Below are 20,920 nucleotides of genomic sequence, written 5' to 3'. Positions count from 1 at the left end.
CAGATCATGTTCACCAGTCGTAGCGCACCGAAGCCATCACTGTCCGCGCCGCGCCGAAATAGCAGCTATTGTTGAATGGACAGGCGGTCACATGCTTCTTGTCGAGCAGGTTTGCCGCATTCACCGCCAGGGTGACGCCCTCCATCGCGGGTGAGAGACGGCCGAGATCATAGCCGATCAGCGCATCGACCAGCAGGAAGCTCTTGGTGGTGAAGCGCTGGAAGGTGGTGACGTTGTTGATTACCGCATAGCTGGTCGTGCCGTCCGAACCACCGACATAGCGCGCCCCGCCGCCGAGGGTGAGGCCGGCGAGCGCGCCAGAGATATTGCCCGACTTGCCGAAATCATAGGACAGGAAGGTCGAGGCGACCCATTTGGGCGTGCCGAGCTGGCGGGTGCCGGTGGTGGTCGGCGTGCCGCTGTTGGTGGCGGTCGGCGCAACGGCGGGCGTGCCCTGGGTGATGATCGCGTCGGTATAGCTGAGTGCCGCCACCACATCGAAGCCGGGCACCACCTCGCCGCGCCCTTCCAGTTCGGCACCGCGCACGCGCACTTCGCCGATCTGGATCTGGGCATTGGCCGGGATCCCGCCCGTGCCCGCGCGCGGATCGCCGACGGGCACATTCTGGCGGCGCAGATCATAGACCGACAGGGTGAACAGCGCATTGGTGCCGGCGGGCTGATATTTGACGCCCGCTTCATATTGGCGGCCGGTCACCGGATCGAAGGGTTCGCCCAGATAGGTCGTGCCCGCCTGCGGCTCGAAGGATTCCGAATAGCTGATATAGGGCGAGACGCCGAAGGGGAATTCGTAAAGCGCACCCAGCCGCATGGTGAAGGCGGTCTGCGCCAAGGTCGTCACCGCGCTGTTGCGCTTGTTGAGCGTGATCTGGTCGTACCAGTCGTAACGGCCGCTGGCGATGAGCTGGAGCCGGCCGATCTCCATCTGATCCTGGACATAGATGCCGGTCTGGTCACGCTTGCCATAGGTGTTCACATAGGCGGAGGAGAGCTGGGTCAGGTCGAATGTCGGCAGCACCCCGCCATAGACCGGCGCGAACAGCTTCAGATTGGGGATGCTGGTCAGCGGATTGGCGGAAACGCCAGTGTTGAACTGCTGGAAATTCTCGCCCGCGATATGCTGGTAATCGACGCCGACGAGCAGATTGTGCCTGATCCCGCCCGTCTCGAACTTGGCGTTCAGATTATTGTCGAGCGTCAGCGTGTCGAAATCCTCATCGGCGCCGCCGCCGCCGCGGATGATCGTCGTGAAGTCGCTGTTGCGCGCGGCGCCCGTTCCCGTCGTCGCGAAACCGCCGACATAAAGCTGGCGATAGCTGAGCTTGTTGTTCTGGAAACGCGCGCTCGACCGGAACGCCAGATGATCATTGAATTCGTGGCGAAACAAGGCTGCGACCGATTTTGCGCGGTGATCATAGCGTTCATAGCCCGGATCGCCGGTGTTGATGTCGCGCGGCAATTCGCCACCCGGATTGGGCAACACCGATCCATAGGCCGGCACGCCCGAATAACCGCCGCCGCTGGGCGAGCGCTGATAGGTGGCGATGATCGTCAGGCTGGTCGCCGGATCGGGCGCGAAGGTCAGCATCGGGCTGACATGCCAGCGCTCGGCAAAGGTGCCGGCGGTCAGCCCGTCGCTCTTCTGCCAGCCGGCGACGATCCGCGACAGGATCCGCCCTTCGGCATCGAGCGGCAGGTTGATGTCGCCCGCCGCGCGCCAGCTGTCGTAATTGCCCGCCTGCAGCTCGAACCGGCCCGACGCCGTGGCCTCGGGCATCTTGCTGGTCAGGTTGATAAGACCGCCCGGCGTGGAATTGCCGTAGAGCACCGATGCCGGGCCCTTGACCACGTCGATATGATCGATGCGATTGAAATCGATCTGCGGCATCGAATAGGGCCCGGCGAGCAGGCGCATGCCGTCCAGGAACACGCCGGGCGCGAAGCCGCGCAGGATCAACTGGTCGTAACGCGTCACCATGCCGCCGCGCTGGTTGGGTGAAACGCCCGCGACATAGCCCAGCGCCTGGTTGATCGACTGGACGTTGCGGCGCGTCAGTTCCTCGCTGTCGATGATGGTGATCGTCTGCGGCGTCTCCATCAGCGGTGTATCGGTCTTGGTGCCCGCCCCCGTCTGCTTCTCACGCAGGCCGGTGACGATGATGGTGTCGGCGCGTGCCGTCTCGTCGGCGCTGTCGTCGGGCGCCTGCTGCGCATGCGCCGCGATCGGCGAAAGCATCGCGATGGCGGCGATCAGCGCGCGGCCCGAATTGACAACCCGCCGCCCCCGGTTCGAATTGACGATCACCCCTGACACTCCCTGTTGATAACGATTCGCAGTTGCTGCTAGAGAGCATGATGTTGCGACGCAAGAGTCGAAACCGAATGGGGCGGGAAAAGGCGTGGGACGCGCAGGAGCATCGAAGACGAAGGCGCAGGCGGCCCACACCGGCGCGGGCTGGACCATGGCCGCACGCGCGATCACGGCATTGGTTGGCGGTTATGCCGCGGCATCCGGGCTTGCGACCTTGCTCGCACGAACGCTGCCGGTCGTGCGCGTCGAGGCGACGGGCTGGGCGCTGATCCTGTCCTTCCTGTTCTACGCCGTAATCGGCCTGTGGTGCTTCCACGAGCCACGCCTGACACGCGTCGCCGGGCTGACCTGGGGCCTGGCCGCGCTCTCGATCGGGGCCGCCATGCTGCTGGGCGTGCGGCCATGAACGGCAAGCCTGCGAAGGAAACCGGTCTGCGCCAGTCGATGGCGTGGATCCACACCTGGCTAGGCTTGCTCGCCGGATGGATCCTGTTCGCGATGTTCCTGACGGGCACCGCCAGCTATTTCCGGCCAGAGATCACGCGCTGGATGCAGCCGGAGATTGCGCTGCAGCCCGCGTCGCCCGAGCGCGCCGCACAGACCGCGATCGCGCATATGCAGGCGACGCATCCGCATGACGAGCAATGGACGATCAATCTACCCGACGAGCGGACCACGGGCACGCGCATCTTCACGCGCGCACGCGAAAATCCCGATCCCAAGGCACCCAAGCCGCCACGCACGCCCGAAATCCGGCTGGATCCGGCGACGGGCGCAACCGCCGCCGCACGCGAGACGCGCGGCGGCGAGCACTTCTACCGCTTCCATTTCCAGCTTCAGATCCCGCATCCCTGGGGCCGCTGGCTCGCAGGGTTGTGCGCGATCTTCATGCTGACCGCGATCGTCTCGGGCGTGATCACGCACAAGCGCATCTTCGTCGATTTCTTCACGCTGCGCTGGCGCAAGGGGCAGCGCAGCTGGCTCGACGCCCATAATGTGTCGGCGGTGCTCGCGCTGCCCTTCCACGCGATGATCACCTATACCGGGCTGATCACGCTGATGTTGATGTACATGCCCTGGCCGATCGCCGCCAATTATGCGGAGCCGTCGACCTTCACCGCCGAAGCCTATGGCCGCGACGAGGAGAGTGAGGCTTCGGGCCGCCCTGCCCCGCTGACCGACATCGTCCCCCTTGTGCGGGCCGCGACGGGGGAATGGCATGGCGGCCAGCCCGCGCGGATCACCATACGCAATCCCAATGACGCGGCGGCGACGATCACCATCGCCCGCGACGGCGCGGACACGCTCAATGCGCGCGGCCAGTCGATCGTCTATTCGGGCGTCACCGGGCAGCGCCTCTCCGCCTCGGCCCCGCCCGGCCCCGCGATCGAGGCGGCGGGGGTGATGCTGGGCCTGCATCTCGGCCATTTCGCGAGCCCCTTCCTGCGCTGGGCCTATTTCCTGCTCGGCCTTGTCGGCACCGCGATGGTTGGGACCGGGCTGATGCTGTGGACCGCCAAGCGCGGCAAACCCGGCGCCGCGCCCTTTTTCGGCTATCGCCTGGTGCAGCGGCTCAATATCGGCGCGATCGCCTGTCTGCCCGCGGGCATGGCGGCGTTTCTGCTCGCGAACCGCCTGATCCCCGCGACGCTGCCGGGGCGGCAGGATATGGAAGTGTCCGCCATGTTCTGGGTCTGGTTCGGGCTGGCCGCGGCTTCGCTGATCCGCCCGGTGCGGCGCGCCTGGATCGAGACGCTGACGATCGCGGCGGCGATGTGCGCGGCGGTGCCGGTGGTCAATGCCTTCACCACCGATCGCGGGCTGATGCAGTCGATCATGGCCGGCGACGGGCTGTTCGTCGCGTTCGACATCGTCATGCTGGCGAGCGCCGCGCTGCTCGGCTTCGCCGCATGGCAGGTGGCGCGCAAGCCCGTCGTGATACTGCACACGCGCCGGGCACCGACCGCCACCGTACCGCGCGAGATGGCCGATGCCGTTTGAGATCGCCTGCCTGGGCTATGCCGGCCTCGCCAGCCTGGCGCGGGCCAGCCAGCGCCACCGCAAGACCGCACCGCGCGGGCCGCTCGCTTCGCCGCGATCGGCGCGCGCCATGGGCTGGGCACTGATCGCCGCCTCGTGCATCGCGGCGTTCCTGCGGTTCGGCCCCTTCCAGGGCAGCGTCGCCTGGATCGGCCTGCTCAGCCTGAGCGGCATCGCACTGGTCCTCGCCATGTCCCGCTGGCCCGACAAGGCATTGCAGGCCTGGCTGCCCGTGCTGGCGCTCGCGGTGCCGCTCGCGCTGGCGTGAACCCCGCCCCTTCCCCGCACGTCACCAACCTCACACGTCATGCCAGCGAAAGCTGGCATCTCCCGCCAGACAAAGCGCTATCTGGTTGGGAGACCCCAGCTTTCGCTGGGGTGACGTGGAAAGATGGACACCGTTCCTCGCGCCTTGGCGAGAAATCTCAAGCCGCCGCCAGCGCGCGCTCCAGATCGACGATCAGATCCGCCGGATGCTCGATGCCGATCGACAGGCGGATGGTGGATTCGAGCACGCCGATACGCTGACGCACATCCGCCGGCACGCCCGAATGCGTCATCGTCGCCGGATGGCTCGCCAGCGATTCCGTGCCGCCCAGGCTGACCGCCAGCTTCATGATGCGCAGCGCATTGAGGAAACGGAAGGCCGCGGGCTGACCGCCGACGATGTCGAAAGCGAAGGTGGAGCCTGCCCCGGTGCATTGCGCGGCGAATGCGCGGCCGATCGCCGTATCGGGTGCCGCAAAGGGCAGATAATGGATCGCCGACACCTTGGCATGATTGGCCAGATATTCCGCCACCGCACGCGCATTGGCCTCGGCCTTTTCCATGCGGATGCTCAGCGTCTCGAGCGAACGGCCGAGCATCCAGCAACTGTGCGGATCGAGCTGCGTGCCGATCGAACTGCGCAATTGCTTCACGCGTTTCATCAGCGCAGCCGACCCCAGCGCCGCGCCCGCGATCAGATCCGAATGGCCGCCGACATATTTGGTCAGCGAATAGAGCGAGATGTCCGCGCCATGCTCGATCGGATGCTGATAAACCGGGCCGAGCAGCGTATTGTCGCACGCGACGACCGGGCGATGCCCCTGCGCGTCGCCGATCCGGTCCGCGATCCTTGCCATCAGCCGCAGATCGACCAGGCTGTTGGTCGGATTGGCAGGAGTCTCGATCAGGATGGCGGAGACGCGGCCCTTGGCGCACGCTTCGTCCGCCGCCGCCTGCACCACCGCCTCGTCCAGCCCGCTCGAGAATCCGACGCTCGAAATATCCATATCCGCCAGCGTCTTGGCCAGCAGGGTCTCCGTTCCGCCATAAAGCGGCTGCGAATGGAGGATGATGTCGCCCGGCCGGACAAAGGCAAGCATCGTCGTCGCGATCGCCGACATGCCCGATGAAAACAGCACGCAGCTTTCGGCGCGCTCATAGACCGCCAGCCGATCCTCAACGATCTCGCTATTGGGGTGGTTGAACCGCGAATAGACCAGGCCGGACTGACTTCCCGCCGGCGGCTCCTTCCGACCAGAGGCATAGTCGAAGAAATCGCGCCCCTCCTCGGCCGAGCGGAACACGAACGTCGAGGTCAGGAAAACCGGCGGTTTCACCGCGCCTTCGGACAATTCGGGATCATAGCCATAATTGAGCATCTGCGTTTCGGGATGCAGGGCGTGATCGCCGAGATGGGTCTCATAGGGGCGTGGCGTGGTCATGATCTCTCCCGAAAGCTCGATGGGTAGTGCGCGCAATTTATCGCGAGACGATCGGCATGTGCTTGCCATTTTACCTGATTGATCACAGAGTCCTGGCAATAAATGAGCAGGATTTTTCGATAATGCAGCAGAAAATTGTCGACGCTACCGACCGCCGAATCCTGAAGGCGCTGATCACCGATGCGCGGATCAGCAATGCCGATCTCGCCGAGCGCGCCGGCCTATCCCCCTCCCCCTGCCTCCGCCGCGTCCGCCGCATGGAGGAAGCGGGCATCATCCGCGGCTATACCGCGCGGGTCGACCCGGCCGTCGACGGCTGGACGATGACCGCGATCCTCGTCGTCCGGCTCAGTCGCCAGCATGAGGACGAGATCGTGATGTTCGAGGATGCGGTGCGCAGCTGGGACGAGGTGATCGAATGCCATCTCGTCGCGGGAACGCCCGATTATGTACTGAAAGTGATGAGCAGCGGCCTCGACAGTTATGAGCGCTTCATCAAGGAAAAGGTCGCGCGCCTGAAATGCGTCGCCTCGATCGAGACGAATTTCGTGATGAGTACGATCAAGGAGCGGCGGGTCTAGAGCGATTTGCAGTTCGACGGAATCGTCGAACGACTCGAGCCGTAGGCCAGCGAAGCTAAAATCGCGTCAAAACAAATGCCTGGAGCAGGTTTCACCCATAAAAAAACCGGCCCCATCCCGTGAGATGGAGCCGGCGATATGGTCACAGCGCTTCCGGGGAAGCGTCGGGTCGGGTCAGCGCATCTGGACGCGGAAGCCGACGCGGAAGGTGCGGCCGAGCAGATCCGAATAGGTGCTGTTGGCGGCGAGGCCGGTTTCAGGGAGCAGCAGCGCGCCCTTGTTGAACAGGTTGGTCACGTTGATGAAGAACTGGCCTTCGCCCTTGTCCCACATATTGACCTTCTGCGCGATGTTGAGATCGACGTAGAACAGGCCCTTCACATGATTGTCGTCATAGGTCGGGAACTGCGTGGTCGAAAGCGGGCAACCGGTCTGGCATTCGATGCCGTTGGCTGCGTATCGGCCTGCACTGACCCCGCGGCCGACCGCCGTGATCGAGAAATCGTCGGTATCGTAGCTGGCGCTGGCGCGGAAGATCCACTTGGGCGTGCTGTACTGGCCACCATTCACGCCGACCGTGTCGAGCGGCACGACGCCCGCGACGCCGGTGTCGGTGATGTTGTCGATATAGCGCGTCGCCACGCCGCGCAGCGTGATGCTTCCCTTGCCGCTGTCGAACAGCCGGTCGAGCGGCAGGCGGTACGAGGCGTCGAAATCGATGCCGCGCACCAGCTTGCTCGCGAAGTTGAACGGCTGGCTGCGGAACAGCAGATAGGGCGCGGCGTCCGAGCCGCGATTCGGATCCCGAGTGATCGCGTCACAGAATGCCTGGATGCCCTCGGAGCAGCGATTGATGATTTCCTGTGCGGAAAGGGTATCGATCGCGTCCTGAAGGTCGATGCGGAAATAATCGACCGACAGATTGAAGCCGGGGATGAAGCGCGGCGAGATCACCGCGCCGATATTCCATGAATCCGCCTTTTCAGGCTTCAGCGCCAGATTGCCGACCACCGTTGCCGAATAGCTGTAGGTCGCCGGGCCCTTTGACGGATCGGCCGCGTTATAGAGCGGATTGCGCACCGAATCGCTGTTCGCGGCGCCCGCCTGATAGAGTTCGTTCAGATTTGGCGCGCGGATATCGCGCGAACGCGTGACGCGGATACGGATATCCTCGATCGGCTGCCACGTCGCACCCAGCTTCCATGTGGTGACATAGCCCGCTGTCGAATAATCGGTCGCGCGCACCGCGCCATTGAATTCGAGGCCGAGGCCCAGCGGCACCACGGTTTCGAGATAGGCTTCCTTGACGCTATACTGGCCGTTGGTGGGCAGGTAATTGCCAACCGACCAGCGGTTGTTCGTCGTACCCGTGACTTTGTTGACGATCGGCTGGAATTCCTCCGGCACGAAACCGCTGATCTTTTCCTTGCGATATTCGGCGCCGGTCGAGATGCTGACGTCGCCGGCCCAGGTGGCGAAAGGCGTCAGCGTCAGATTGGCGCCGGTGACCCATTGTTCGGCCACTTCGTCGCGATACGGATTGCCGAGCACATAGTTGATCGCCGCCGGATCGGCCACGCCGATGCCCAGCCGGTTGAGCGGCCGGCAATTGGGATCGTTATTGTTCGTATCGGCATCGACATTGATCGCGCACTGGATCGAACCCACGGCATAGCCGCCGGGATTGCCCGCCTGCGCAAACACCGCCGCCGTTGCCTGGTTCATCCGGGCGACGTGCATGATGTTGCGCAACTGCTCGCGCATCTTGGCGCGGCCATATTGGCCATAGACATCCCAGGTCGCTTCCTTGCCGAACGCCTGGAAATTGCCTTCGGCACCGATCAGGTAACGCTGCACCTCGCGCTTGTTGGCGACCGCGCGGAACGGCAGGTCGGCGGCGGTGGTCGCCAGCGTCACCCCGGTGATGCCGGCCAGCCGGTCGGGGCCGAGCGCGTTCATCAGGAAAGCGTTGTTGGCGGCCAGGCTGATGCCCGTCGCCAGATTGGGGCCAGCGTTGAAGAACACCTTCTGCTTGTTGTACGATCCCTCGGCGAACAGCTCGATGCTGTCGGAGATCTCGTAGCTCAGCCGGCCGAAGACGCCATGCCGGTCGTCTTCGGGATCGAGGCCGATGCGGCGGCCGGAATCATTGACCCGCCACGATCCACCCTGAGTGACCGACGGCACGGCGGAGCCGGTCGGCGACGGGAAGGTCAGCGCGCCATAGACATATTGGTTGATCGATCCGCCATCGCCGAAATAGATGCCGCGCAGCTTGTTGGCCGCGCCGCCGGTGGAGCCGGTGATCAGGCCGCCGGGCGTCGAGTTCGCCGCGCCCACCTGACGCCGGATCAGGAATTGCGGCGTCGTGCTGGTCGACGTCCAGTTCGGATCCTGGATGCGGACATAGCCGGTGTGGTTCCAGGGGCGATCGACCTCGAAAATGCCGTCGCGATGCGCGATCTCGCCGCTCAGCAGGATATGGCCGCGCCCGCCCGCGAACGACATGCCGCCCGCCGCGCTGAACGAATAGTTGAAGCCGTCGCCATAGGTGGTGATGCCGCTGTCGCCCGAAATCTTCAGCCCCGTGAACTTGTTGTCGAGGATGAAGTTGGCGACGCCGGCGACGGCGTCCGAACCGTAAGCCGCCGAAGCGCCGCCCGTCACGATCTCGACGCTTTTTACCAGCGCCTGCGGGATGGTGTTGACGTCGACCAGGCCGGTGATCGTCGAGCCGACCGAGCGGCGGCCATTGAGCAGCACCAGCGTGCGGGTCTCACCCAGGTTGCGCAGGTTGAGCGCGTTGATGCCCGCCTGGCCGCTCGACAGGTTGAGGCGCGAGTTGGACGGCCGCGTCGATCCGGCCAGTGCCGGCAACTGATTGACGATATCGGCGATGTTGTTCGACGGCGACTGGTTCTGCAGCTCTTCCTGCGAGACCACGGTCACCGGCGTGGGCGCCTCGAAACCGTCGCGGCGAATGCGCGAACCGGTGACGATGATGTCGTCACGCACGGCGTCCTCGGCCTGCGGCTCAGCGGCGGTCTGTGCGAGCGCGGCGGCTGGCATCAGTGCGGCGAGCGCGATCGCGGCGAGGCTGGCATGCGCGGCATGGCGCGCGGCGAGCCGGGGCGCCCGGCGGCCGATGGTGTGAATCGTGTCGTGCATTGGAATCCCCCTTGAAGATACTGACGCGATGCGCCGGCAAAATGCCGGAAATCACAAGCGTTCGAGCCCCGCCCCCACGTTTCGCAGTTCTCTGCAATTCCGTGTGCCGGTGGCCCTGTTCCCTGTTTCGTCCCTGTCTGCCGCGCATCATCGGCGGGACGGCCGTCGGATTGCTCCTTTATGTCGGCGTGGCGTTTGGCCGGCTGTGATGGTCCGGCCCCCGGGGGATCAAGTCAAGCGGAAGGGGTTTCTTTGCGTTGCATCATCCATAACCCGAGAGAATGGATCGCATCGAAAGCGATGCATAAAGGCAACAATATTACGCCTCATAGCCGCGCGACATAGGTTTGCCCGCGCTTGTTATATGGCGGCTTATAGGATGCCGGCGCCGCTTCCGATAGCCTGACAACGCTGACCGGAACCGGCGCAGAGCCGGAACCGGGCATTGGAGAGACGCATATGAAGCTCGACCGTCGCGCCTTCCTGGCCGGAACATCCTCCCTCGTCGCGCTGATGCCGCTGGCGACGGCGCGCGGGGCCCCGCTGTCGCGGGAGACGCGGCGGACGGTGACCGGTGCGACTGGGCCGATCGAGATCATCGACGACCGCTGGGGCGTTCCGCATATCCGCGCGCGGAGCAAACCCGACGCCTTTTTCGGCCAGGGCTATACCGTCGCGCGCGATCGGCTGTTCCAGCTCGATCTGGGCCATCGACGCGGCATGGGCCGGCTGGCCGAGGCGTTCGGCCCCGAATTCGCGGCGCACGACCATGCCGAACGGCTGTTCCATTTCCGCGGCGACCTCGATGCCGAGCTCGCGAAATTGCCGGAGGAGATTCTTGCCTGCGCGCGCGGCTATGTCGCCGGGATCAATGCGCGCATCGACGAGGTGATGGCCGATCCCGCCTTGCTGCCCGCAGAATATCGCATCCTCGATGCAAAGCCGATGCGCTGGGACGTGCGTCATCTGGTGACCGAGCGGGGGGCAACGATCGGCAATGTCGACGACGAGATCCGCCGCGCCCGGCTGGCGGCTTTGGGCATGCTCGATCTCGACACGCTGGTCGCGCCGCTGCGCCCGGCCTGGAAACTGCGCGTGCCGAACGGGCTGGACGTCGCCGCGATTTCGGAGGCCGATCTGGGTATCCTCGCCGATGTCGAGGGCGCCCTCCCCTTCGGCACGACGCCCAGCCCGGTGCGCGAGATCCGCGATCCGGCGGGCGCGCGGATCGAAGCGGGCAATGCAGGCTCTAACGCCTGGACGGTGGGACCGGGGCGCACCGCCACCGGCCGCCCGATCCTGGCCAATGATCCGCATCTCGGCATCGGCGGCTTTCCGCCGCGCCATGTCGCGCATCTGACCGCGCCGGGACTCGACGTCATCGGCGGCGGATCGCCGGGGCTGGCGGGCATCATGCAGGGCCATACCGACCGCTTCGCATTCGGCCGCACCAACTCGCACAACGACCAGACCGACCTGTTCATCCTCGAGCTCGATCCCGCCGATCCCGAGCGCTATCGCCATGACGGCGGCTGGAAACGCTTCACCAGGGTGGAGGAGGAGATCGCGGTGAAGGGCGCCGCGCCGCGCCGCGTCACGCTGCGCTATTCGGTGCATGGCCCGGTGCTGCTCCACGATCCAAAGCGGCGGCGCGCGACCGCCTTGGCCAGCGTGACGATGCTGCCCGGTGCGATGGACGGCTTCTCGATGATCGCGATCAACACCGCGCGCGACTGGGACGGCCTGCGCGCCGCGTTCAGATGGCATCCCTCGCCGACCAATTTCCATTATGCCGATATCGAGGGCAATCATGGCTGGCAGGTGATCGGCATCGCCCCGGTGCGCAGCGGCGGATATGATGGACTGCTCCCCGCGCCGGGCGACGGCCGCTACGACTGGACGGGACGTTATGGCGCGGAAAGGCTACCGCGAGACTATAATCCCGCCAAGGGCTGGTTCGCGACCGCCAACCAGGACAATCTGCCCGCCGATTATTCGAAGACGCAGGGGCCCCTCGCCTTCTCGTTCCGCGAACCCTATCGCTACGAACGCATCGTCGATGTGCTGAAGGAACAGCCGCGCCACACCCTGGCCGACAGCGCGGCTTTGCAGCAGGATGTGATGTCCACCCCGGCACGACAGCTCTGCGCGCTGATCCCCGCCAATCCCGGTGCCGCGGCGAAACCCGCCGCCGACATGCTGCGCGGATGGAACGGGCGGCTCGACGCGGACAGCGGACAGGCGGCCTTGTTCCAGATGCTGTGGGCCGATCTGGGCCGGCGCGTGCTCGACGCGATCGTGCCGCCCCAGGCGCGCGCGCTCGTGCCCTCGATCGCGGCGGGAGAGTTGATCCGGCTGATGCGCGATCCCGATACGCGCTTCGGCGCCGACCGCGCGGCGACGCGCGACCGGCTGTTCGACGAGGCGCTGACCGCTGCCTGGGCGGAAGCGAAAAAACTGCTCGGCGACGATCCCGCGCGTTGGCGCTGGGGCGCGCTGCACAAGGTCCGCATCGCCCATCCGCTGTCGCGCATCCCCGCCATCGCCGCCGCCTTTCCGCCGATCGAGGGCGGGGAATCGCCGGGCGACAATTTCACGGTCAATGCCCGCTGGGTTGCGGCGAAACAGGGCTATCGCACGTCGGGCGGCGCCAGCTACCTCCAGGTGATCGACGTCGGCAATTGGGACGACAGCCTGTTCCTCAATCTGCCTGGCCAATCCGCCGCCCCGCAATCGCCGCACTATCGCGACCATTACGGCCCATGGCTGGCCGGACGGATGCAGAAACTGCCGTTCAGCAAGGCGGCGGTGGACGCGGATGCACGGGCGCGGACGGTTTTGGTGCCGGGGTAAGCGCGCGATCCGGAACTATGGTGTCGCGGGCAGGCGATCGTCGAGACGCATCAGCGGGCGCACGAACAGCCCGGCGATGCACAGCAGCGCGCCAAGCAGCCCGGCGACGACGAACAGCCAGCGCACGCCGATCGCCTCCCCCACCGGGGTCGCGACCGCGAGGCCGATGGGCGCGCCCACGCCCATCACCATGCTGAGCAGAGAGAACACGCGGCCCTGCAGGTGATTGGGCACCACCGCCTGGAGGATCGCGGTCAGCGGCGCATTGCCGACGATGATCGCCACGCTGGCGATCGCCCAGAAGATCACGCCGAGCCAGACGACATGGCCGGGCGCGAGGCCGGTCAGCACCAGCGCCAGGTTCGCGACGATCAGCGCGGCGATGGCGCGGCGCATCGCGCGGCGCGGCACGAACAGCGCCGCGGCGACACCGCCCAGGATCATGCCGATGCCGGCCAGCCCCTCGAACATCGCCACCTCGGGCGCGCCGCCGCCGAAATGCGTCTTGATGAGCAGCGGTACCAGCGTGAACGAGGGCATCAGGAGCAGGACGACGGCGGCAAGCAGCCCGTAAAGATAACGCAGGCCGGCATCGTGCCACACCGTCGCCACGCCATCGGTGAATTCGCGCCAAAGGCCGCGCCGGTCCTTATGCGGCGTGAATGCCTGCGGGATGGCGAAGACGAGCAGCGGCACGATGCCGAGGATCGCGGTGAACACGTCGATGCCCAGCGCCCAGCCGATCGGCATCAGGCTCATCGCGAGCGCGCCGAGCGGGGCTGCGGCGATTGTCACGACACCCATCAGCATCTGGCTGAGCCCCGAGGCGCGCTGCAGGAAATCGGGCGGGACGAGCATCGCGACGCTGGCCGAGGCGGCGGGCATCTGGAACGCCTGCGCCGCGCTGCGGATCAGCATCGCCAGATAGATATGCCACAACGCAATCCCGCCGCTCGCGAACAGCCAGATCAGCATCATCATCGACACGGCGGAGACGAGGTCGGCGACGATCATCAGCAGCCGGCGGCTGTAGCGGTCGGCCAGCGTACCGCCGATCGGAGAAAGGACCGCTTGCGGCAACAGCGCCGCCACCCCGGCCAGGGCAAGCGCGGCGACGCTGCCCGTCGTGTCGGTGATCCACCACATCAGCACGAATTGCGTGAGCGCGGACCCGACCAGCGACAGCGACTGCCCGGCGAAGATCGAGAAATAGCGGACACCCCAGCGCGGGCCCGGATGATAGGGCGGCGCGGACATGGCGGCCAGCACGGCGGGATCGGCGGAAGTGTCGCTCATCATGCTCATTCAGGAAAAAGGGCCCGCGCGCCTGTTATCACGAATCCGGGCGCGTGCATCGGCCCTCGCCCTGGCCATATCGCCGGATTTCGCAAGCCAGGCTGACCTCGCCCTTCAGAGCATAATCTATACCCAATTCCGGTCGACCAATATCTTGATTGTATTTACGAAGTCGCCTTCGCAGCGAGAGGGGCCCTTCCCGACCGCATCAATGGGGGCAGGCTGCCTGGCATCCATTGACTTTCCTTCAGGAGACATTGGATGACCATAGCGCCGACCATTTATATCGCGACACCTGGTACGCTTTTCGACCAGAGCGGGATCGACGTCACTCAAGCTTTCAAATTGTCGGACTGGGTGATCGCGGAGACTTTCACGCTCTCGGAACGCCGGACGCTGGGGACCATTACCGCTGCCCTGAACGATATCGGCCCCAACAATGGTGCGCTGGACGGTTTCAGCGGCACTGTGAGTTGGGGCATCTATTCCTCGAACAGCGGCGCCCCCGGAACGCTGCTGTTCACTGGATCGGACAGTACACTGCGCTTCGTGGATACCGGCCTGAGCTTTACCGGAACCACTGACGACGTGGTTCTGACCACGATCGATCTGGGCGTGACACTGGATGCGGGCACCTATTTCATCGCGCTGCACGAGGGAGCCTGGGGATCGGCTTTCGACGGCTCCCCCATATATTGGATGAGAACGAACGCCGATCAGGGCGGCTTCGGACATCATGGAACGCAAAACCTCGCCAATCCGTCCAATTGGGCATTTGCGAATAGCAGCAATGACGGCTCCGCCGCCTTTTCGCTGACTGGGCCGAGTTACGCGGCGACCGAGCAGGTGGCGCTGAGCCTCAAGGGCAATATCGAGATATCCGATACCGATGTCGGCGGTGGCACCATGACGGTGACGCTGGGCGTGGGTTACGGCATCCTGACCGTGACCGCGGGCACCAGTGGCGCGGACGTTTCAGGCAGCGGCACGAACAGCGTAACGCTCACCGGCACATTGGCGCAGATCAACGATCTGCTGGGTGCAAATGCCACCAGCAGCGTCAGCTTCACCGCGAACACCGATGCGCCGCCCGCCAGCACCGTGCTGACCGTGACCGCGCAGGAGCCCGGCGATGCCGCCCCCTCCGCGCCGGCGACGCAGACCATCACGATCGCGGCGGTGAACGATGCTCCGTCGGTCCATATCACCCCGCCCGGCACGATCTTCGACCAGAGTGGGATCGACATCTCGGGTTCGTACAGCGTGGCGAGTTCCGTGCCCGCGGAGAGCTTCACGCTCACCGGGCGTCGGACGCTGGCGACAATCACCGCAAGCTTCACCGATGCTGGCCCTGACAATGGCGTGCTGGAAGGCTTCAGCGGCACATTGAGCTGGGGCATCTATTCGTCGGTGGGCGGGGCACCCGGAACGTTGCTGTTCAGCGGATCGGACAGCACGCCGCAGATGGTGGATACCGGCCTGAGCTATACCGGGACTGGCGACGACATCGTTCGGGCGACGATCGACCTGGGCGTGACGCTCGATGCCGGCAGCTATTTCATCGTGTTGCATGAAGGCGCTTGGGGGTCGGCCTATGACGGTTCCCAGCTATGGTGGATGAGGACGTCCACCGATCTGGGCAGCAATAGCCTTTATTTCACTTCCAACCTTGCCAATCCGTCCGGCTGGATCGTGGACAGTGTACCCGGCTCAACCGCCTTTTTGCTGGAGGGGCCGAGCTACACGGCGACCGAGCAGGTGGCGCTGAACCTGAAAGGCAATATCTCGGTTTCCGACGATTCCGGCAGCGGCAGCATCACGGCGACGCTGAGCGTGGGTTACGGCATATTGACCGTGACGGCGGGCAGCAGCGGCGCGGGCGTCTCGGGCAGCGGCACCGGCACGGTCACGCTTACCGGCACGCTGGCGCAGATCAACGATCTGCTGGGCGCGAATGCCACCAGCAGCGTCAGCTTCACCGCGAACACCGATACGCCGCCCGCGAACACGACGCTGAGCGTAAGCGTCAATGACGGCGGGAATACCGGTACAGGCGGCGCGCTGACCGGAACGGCGAGCCAGGTCATCACCATCAATGCGGTCGACGATGCGCCCGCGGCGGTTGCCGATACGCTCTCCGCGACCGAGGATACGCCCGCCACCTATGCGGCCTCCGCGCTGATCGGTAACGACACCGATGTCGACGGCGGGCCCAAGACCATCACCGGCGTTTCGAACGCGATCGGCGGCACCGTGCTGCTGAACGGCGACGGCACCGTCACTTTCTCGCCCGCCGCCAACCATACCGGCCCAGCGAGCTTCACCTACACGCTCAATGGCGGCAGCAGCGCGACCGCGACCGTCGTGATCACCGCGGTGGACGATGCGCCGGTGGCGGTTGCCGATACGCTGTCGGCGGTCGAGGATACCCCTGCCACCTATGCGGCCTCTGCGCTGACCGGCAACGACACCGATATCGACGGTGGGCCCAAGGTGATCACCGGCGTATCGAACGCGGTCGGCGGCACCGTGCTGCTCAACGGCGACGGCACCGTCACTTTCTCGCCCGCGGCCAACCATACTGGCCCGGCGAGCTTCACCTACACGCTCAATGGCGGCAGCAGCGCGACCGCGACCGTCGTGATCACCGCGGTGGACGATGCGCCGGTGGCGGTCGCCGATACGCTGTCGGCGGTCGAGGATACGCCCGTCACCTATGCGGCCGGGGCGATCACCGGCAACGACACCGATATCGACGGTGGGCCCAAGGTGATCACCGGCGTATCGAACGCGGTCGGCGGCACCGTGCTGCTGAACGGCGACGGCACCGTCACTTTCTCGCCTGCCGCCAACCATACCGGTCCGGCCAGCTTCACCTACACGCTCAACGGTGGCAGCAGCGCGACCGCGACCGTCGTGATCACCGCGGTCGACGATGCGCCGGTGGCGGTGGCCGATACGCTGTCGGCGGTCGAGGATACGCCCGTCACCTATGCGGCGGGGGCGATCATCGGCAACGACACCGATGTCGATGGCGGACCCAAGAGCATCGCCAGCGTGTTGAACGCGGTCGGCGGCACGGTGCTGCTCAACGGCGACGGCACCGTCACTTTCTCGCCCACGACCAATCATACCGGTCCGGCGAGCTTCACCTACACGCTCAATGGCGGCAGCAGCGCGACCGCGACCGTCGTGATCACCCCGGTCAACGATGCGCCATCGGGTACGAGCGCGACGATCGGTGCGACCGAGGATGTGGCACGCGTGCTGGCAGCGGGCGATTTCGGCTTCTCCGATATCGACGGCAACAGCCTTGCCGCGGTGCGCATCGACAGCGTGACCGGTGGTGCGATCTATTACGACGCCGATGGCGCGGGTGGTGCCGCACCAGTGCTGGCGACCTTGCCGGCGACCTATAGCGCGGCGGACATCGCGGCGGGCAAGCTGAGCTTCCTCTCGACGCTCAACCTCAACGGCGCGGCGGCCGGCAGCATCGTGTTCGCGGTGAAGGATGATGGCGGGACGAGCAGTGGCGGGGTCGATATCGACCAGAGCCCCAATACGCTGACCATCGACATCGCGGCCGCGAACGATGCCCCGACCAACCTGTCGGTCGTCGCGGTGCGCGTGAATGAGGGTGCGCCGGCGGGAACGGCGGCGGGCACCGCCTCGGCCACCGACATCGACGGCGACACGATCATCTGGTCGCTGTCGGGCGCGGATGCCGGGCTGTTCCATATCGACGCCAATGGCGCGATCACCACCACGGGCACGACCGCGAATTTCGAGACGCGATCGAGCTACAATATCGTCGTGCGCGCGAGTGATGGCGGCGGGCTCTATGCCGAAACGCCGGTGTCGATCATCGTCAATGACAGGCCGACGGCCAATGCCAATGGCATCGCGGTCAGCGAGGATGCGACGACGGGTAACCTCGCCGGGACCCTGCTCGGCAACGACACCGACGGCAATGGCGATGTGCTGACGATCACCGGGGTCAACACTAGCGGCACGCTGGGGACGGTGATCTTCGACGCGGGCACCCAGACGCTGAAATATGTCGCATCCTCACCGGTGTTCGATGCGCTGAGCCCGGGCAGCACCGCGACCGACACCTTCACCTATAGTGTGACCGACGCTGGCGGCCTCACCAGCACGGCCACGGTGACGATGACGATCACCACGCTGGCCGATGGCGTGCAGGTGGTGGGCGGCGGCCGCAGCGGCAATGTGCTGACCGGCACGGCCGACGAGGACCGCATCTACGGCTTTGCCGGCAATCAGAGCCTCAATGGCGCGGGCGGTGACGATGTGCTGATCGGTGGCGGCGGCAACGACACGCTGACCGGTGGTGCCGGCAAGGATGTCTTCATCATCAACTTCCAGGACGGGCACGACATCATCACCGATTACACCCCCGGCCAGGACATTATCGATCTTGCCGCCGGCATGGACATATTGAGCAGCGTCGCTGCCGATACCAATGGCGACACCATCGTCGATCTCACCATCAATCTCGAACTCGGCGGCTCCGTCACCCTGCTCGGCATCTCAAGCATCGGGCAGGTCACCTTCGCCTGATGCCTTGGCTCCCCTCCCCGCTCGCGGGAGGGGAGAAAGGAATCCGCTCCCTGTCCGACTAATCCCCCATCGCGCCGGCAGATCGGCGTGAACAAAGGGGGGAAGAACATGAGGAAGTCGACATGGGTCATGCTGCGCGCCGGCTGCGCGCTCGGCATGCTGGCATTGCCGGCCATGGCGTCGGCACAGGAGCCGGCCCAGGCGGAAGAGCCCGGATTCGGGGACATTGTCGTGACCGCCGACAAGCGTGCGGAGCGGCTGCAGGATGTGCCGGCATCGGTGAGCGCCGTGACCGGCGACCAGCTCCAGGCGGTGCGCGCCACGCAGCTTGCCGATTATGCGGGCTATGTGCCCGGGCTGGTCTTCACCAGCCGGGGTGGCCAGGGGCATGGCTATATCGCGCTGCGCGGCCTGGCGCCGCTCGGCGAAACCGCGGCCGTCGGCACCTATATCGACGATACGCCGGTGGGATCGAGCAGCGGGCTGGCGGCGGGATCCTCGATCGTCGTCGATCTGACGCCTTATGATGTCGAACGGGTGGAGATACTGCGCGGCCCGCAGGGCACGCTCTATGGCGCCAACGCGCTGGGCGGGCTGATCAAATATGTGACCGTCCAGCCCGATACCGGCGGCATCTCCGCCCGGCTGGGCGGGGAACTGTCCGATACCGCCCATGGCGGCGGCCTCGGCTGGGCGGTGCGCGGCGCGCTCAACCTGCCGGTGGTGACCGACACGCTGGCCGTTCGCGGCAGTTTCCTGCTGCGGGGCTCACCCGGCTTTGTCGACAATCCGCGCCTGGGCCTGAGCGACCTCAACGATGCGCGGCAGGTCAATGCCCGGCTCGCGATGCTGTGGCAGGCAGGCGACGACGTCACCATCAGGCTTTCCGGCCTGTATCAGCGCAACCGCGCCGACGGCTCCAGCCATGTCTCGCTCGATCCCGTCACGCTCAGGCCGGCCGGTGGCGATCTGCCGCAGCAGCGCCATGTGCTCACCGGCTTCGATCAGCGCCTCCAGCATTATTCGGGAAGCCTCGCCTGGTCGCTGGGCGGCGCGGAACTGCTCTCGATCACCAGCTATTCGCGCGGTTCCTCACGCGACACGGCGGATCTGACCGAGCCCTACTCATCATTCATCCCGCTCTTCTGCGGGCTGCTGTCCGCCTGCCCGCCGGGAACGACGGGAATCGTGCCGCTCCAATATCGCAGCCGCGTCGCCAAGTTCACGCAGGAAGTGCGGCTGAGCTCGACCGGGGACAGCGCGTTCAAATGGATGGTGGGCGGCTTCTATACCGACGAGACCGCCTCCTACCATCAGGACCTGCAGGCGCGGCGGACCGATGGGACGCTGATCGCGGGGCTCACGCCGTTCGGAACGGCGGTGCTCGATTCGGGCTATGAGGAGAAATCGCTCTTCGGCAATCTCGGCTACAGTTTCGGCGATCTCGTCGACATCGGCGCCGGGCTGCGCTGGGCCAGGAACGATCAGGTCTATAGCCAGATCACCACCGGGCCGATGCTGGGCGAAGGCAATGTGCCGAACAACCGGTCTTCGGAAGACGTCGTCACCTATATGGCCAATGCGCAGCTCCATCTGGCGCGCGACGCGATGATCTATGCGCGTTTCGCGACGGGCTACCGCCCGGGCGGCCCCAATGTCGCGCTGCCCGGCGTGCCGCCCAAGGTGAATTCCGATTCCACGCGCAATTATGAGATCGGCCTGAAATCGGAATTGTTCGATCGGCGCGCGCTGTTCAACGTCACCGCCTTCCTGATCGACTGGGACGATATCCAGGTGAACCTGCTCACTGCGCAGAATCTGGGTTATCTCGCCAATGGCGGAAAGGCGCGCAGCAAGGGCTTCGAGTTCGAGGCGATGCTGCGCCCGGCGGACGGGCTGCAACTGGGCGTCAACGGCGCCTATACCGATGCAAGGATCAGGAGCGGCGCGGTGCCGCTGGGCGGCAAGGATGGAGACCGCATCTCGTTCATCCCGCGCTTCAGCGGTTCCGCAACCGCCGACTACCGGACCACGCTGGCGGGACGCGAGTTGCACCTCAACCTGGGCTATCGTTATGTCGGCAGCCGTTTCGCGATGCTCGAAAGCAATCCGGCGGCGCGGCGTGCGCGTCCCTATGGCCTGGTCGACGCCGGCGTGGCGCTGTCCGACGATCGCTGGACGCTGCGCCTGTTCGCCAAGAACCTGTTCGACAAGCGCGCCTTCCTGTCTCCCGTGCCGCTGCGGCGCGGGGCGACGACGGTCTATTATGTCTCGCCCGTCGTCGAGCCGCGCGTGATCGGGATCAGCCTGGATACGCGTTTCTGACATGACCTGCCCCCGGGGGGGGGGGGGGGGGGGGG

Annotated in this window: 11 protein-coding genes; 7 read left to right on the top strand and 4 right to left on the bottom strand. The window is 65.6% G+C overall.

Annotation, left to right across the window (positions count from 1 at the left end; genetic code table 11):
* Positions 1–10 precede the first annotated feature (10 nt).
* Entirely contained in the window at positions 11–2,326 is a 2,316-nt protein-coding gene (locus AC3WN8_RS13640) for a TonB-dependent siderophore receptor (RefSeq protein WP_492669984.1), read from the bottom strand.
* Between the two features lie 94 nt (positions 2,327–2,420).
* Between AC3WN8_RS13640 and AC3WN8_RS13635 the strand changes: the two genes are divergently transcribed.
* Genes AC3WN8_RS13635 through AC3WN8_RS13625 form a run of 3 tightly spaced genes read left to right on the top strand, consistent with a single transcriptional unit; the run spans position 2,421 to position 4,640 of the window.
* Positions 2,421–2,738 carry a hypothetical protein gene (locus AC3WN8_RS13635; protein WP_492669983.1) on the top strand — a complete coding sequence of 106 codons (318 nt, stop codon included), beginning with the start codon at positions 2,421–2,423 and terminating at the stop codon, positions 2,736–2,738.
* Positions 2,735–4,333, top strand: coding sequence for a PepSY-associated TM helix domain-containing protein (locus AC3WN8_RS13630; RefSeq protein WP_492669982.1), 1,599 nt, complete (start codon positions 2,735–2,737; stop codon positions 4,331–4,333). Before AC3WN8_RS13635 ends, AC3WN8_RS13630 begins: the two co-directional genes overlap by 4 nt.
* A complete protein-coding gene (locus AC3WN8_RS13625) occupies positions 4,323–4,640 on the top strand; it encodes a DUF3325 domain-containing protein (RefSeq protein WP_492669981.1) in 318 nt (105 codons plus the stop codon). Before AC3WN8_RS13630 ends, AC3WN8_RS13625 begins: the two co-directional genes overlap by 11 nt.
* A gap of 157 nt (positions 4,641–4,797) precedes the next feature.
* On the opposite strand, the gene AC3WN8_RS13620 is transcribed toward AC3WN8_RS13625, so the two are convergent.
* Complete coding sequence (locus AC3WN8_RS13620) at positions 4,798–6,081, bottom strand: cystathionine gamma-synthase family protein (RefSeq protein WP_492669980.1); 1,284 nt, start codon at positions 6,079–6,081, stop codon at positions 4,798–4,800.
* 122 nt (positions 6,082–6,203) lie between these two features.
* Here AC3WN8_RS13620 and AC3WN8_RS13615 point away from each other — a divergent pair, with 122 nt between their 5' ends.
* Positions 6,204–6,662, top strand: coding sequence for an Lrp/AsnC family transcriptional regulator (locus tag AC3WN8_RS13615; protein WP_492669979.1), 459 nt, complete (start codon positions 6,204–6,206; stop codon positions 6,660–6,662).
* Positions 6,663–6,836: 174 nt separating this feature from the next.
* Here the strand turns inward: AC3WN8_RS13615 and AC3WN8_RS13610 are convergent, their stop codons facing one another.
* Positions 6,837–9,830 (bottom strand): TonB-dependent receptor plug domain-containing protein, encoded by a 2,994-nt coding sequence (locus tag AC3WN8_RS13610; RefSeq protein WP_492669978.1) that lies wholly within the window; start codon positions 9,828–9,830, stop codon positions 6,837–6,839.
* A 459-nt stretch (positions 9,831–10,289) separates the two neighbouring features.
* Here AC3WN8_RS13610 and AC3WN8_RS13605 point away from each other — a divergent pair, with 459 nt between their 5' ends.
* A complete protein-coding gene (locus AC3WN8_RS13605) occupies positions 10,290–12,683 on the top strand; it encodes a penicillin acylase family protein (protein WP_492669977.1) in 2,394 nt (797 codons plus the stop codon).
* A 15-nt stretch (positions 12,684–12,698) separates the two neighbouring features.
* Here AC3WN8_RS13605 and AC3WN8_RS13600 read toward each other — a convergent pair whose 3' ends face one another.
* Positions 12,699–13,979, bottom strand: coding sequence for an MFS transporter (locus AC3WN8_RS13600; RefSeq protein WP_492669976.1), 1,281 nt, complete (start codon positions 13,977–13,979; stop codon positions 12,699–12,701).
* Between the two features lie 261 nt (positions 13,980–14,240).
* On the opposite strand from AC3WN8_RS13600, the gene AC3WN8_RS13595 reads away from it, so the two are divergent.
* The gene (locus tag AC3WN8_RS13595; protein WP_492669975.1) at positions 14,241–18,560 is read left to right on the top strand and encodes a beta strand repeat-containing protein; all 4,320 of its coding nucleotides are present in this window, start codon (positions 14,241–14,243) and stop codon (positions 18,558–18,560) included.
* Between the two features lie 108 nt (positions 18,561–18,668).
* Positions 18,669–20,885 (top strand): TonB-dependent receptor, encoded by a 2,217-nt coding sequence (locus AC3WN8_RS13590; protein WP_492669974.1) that lies wholly within the window; start codon positions 18,669–18,671, stop codon positions 20,883–20,885.
* Positions 20,886–20,920 lie beyond the last annotated feature (35 nt).

This window comes from Sphingobium sp. FW305-3-2-15-F-TSA7, from assembly GCF_058787155.1.
This window is presented reverse-complemented; position numbering and strand designations above follow the sequence as displayed.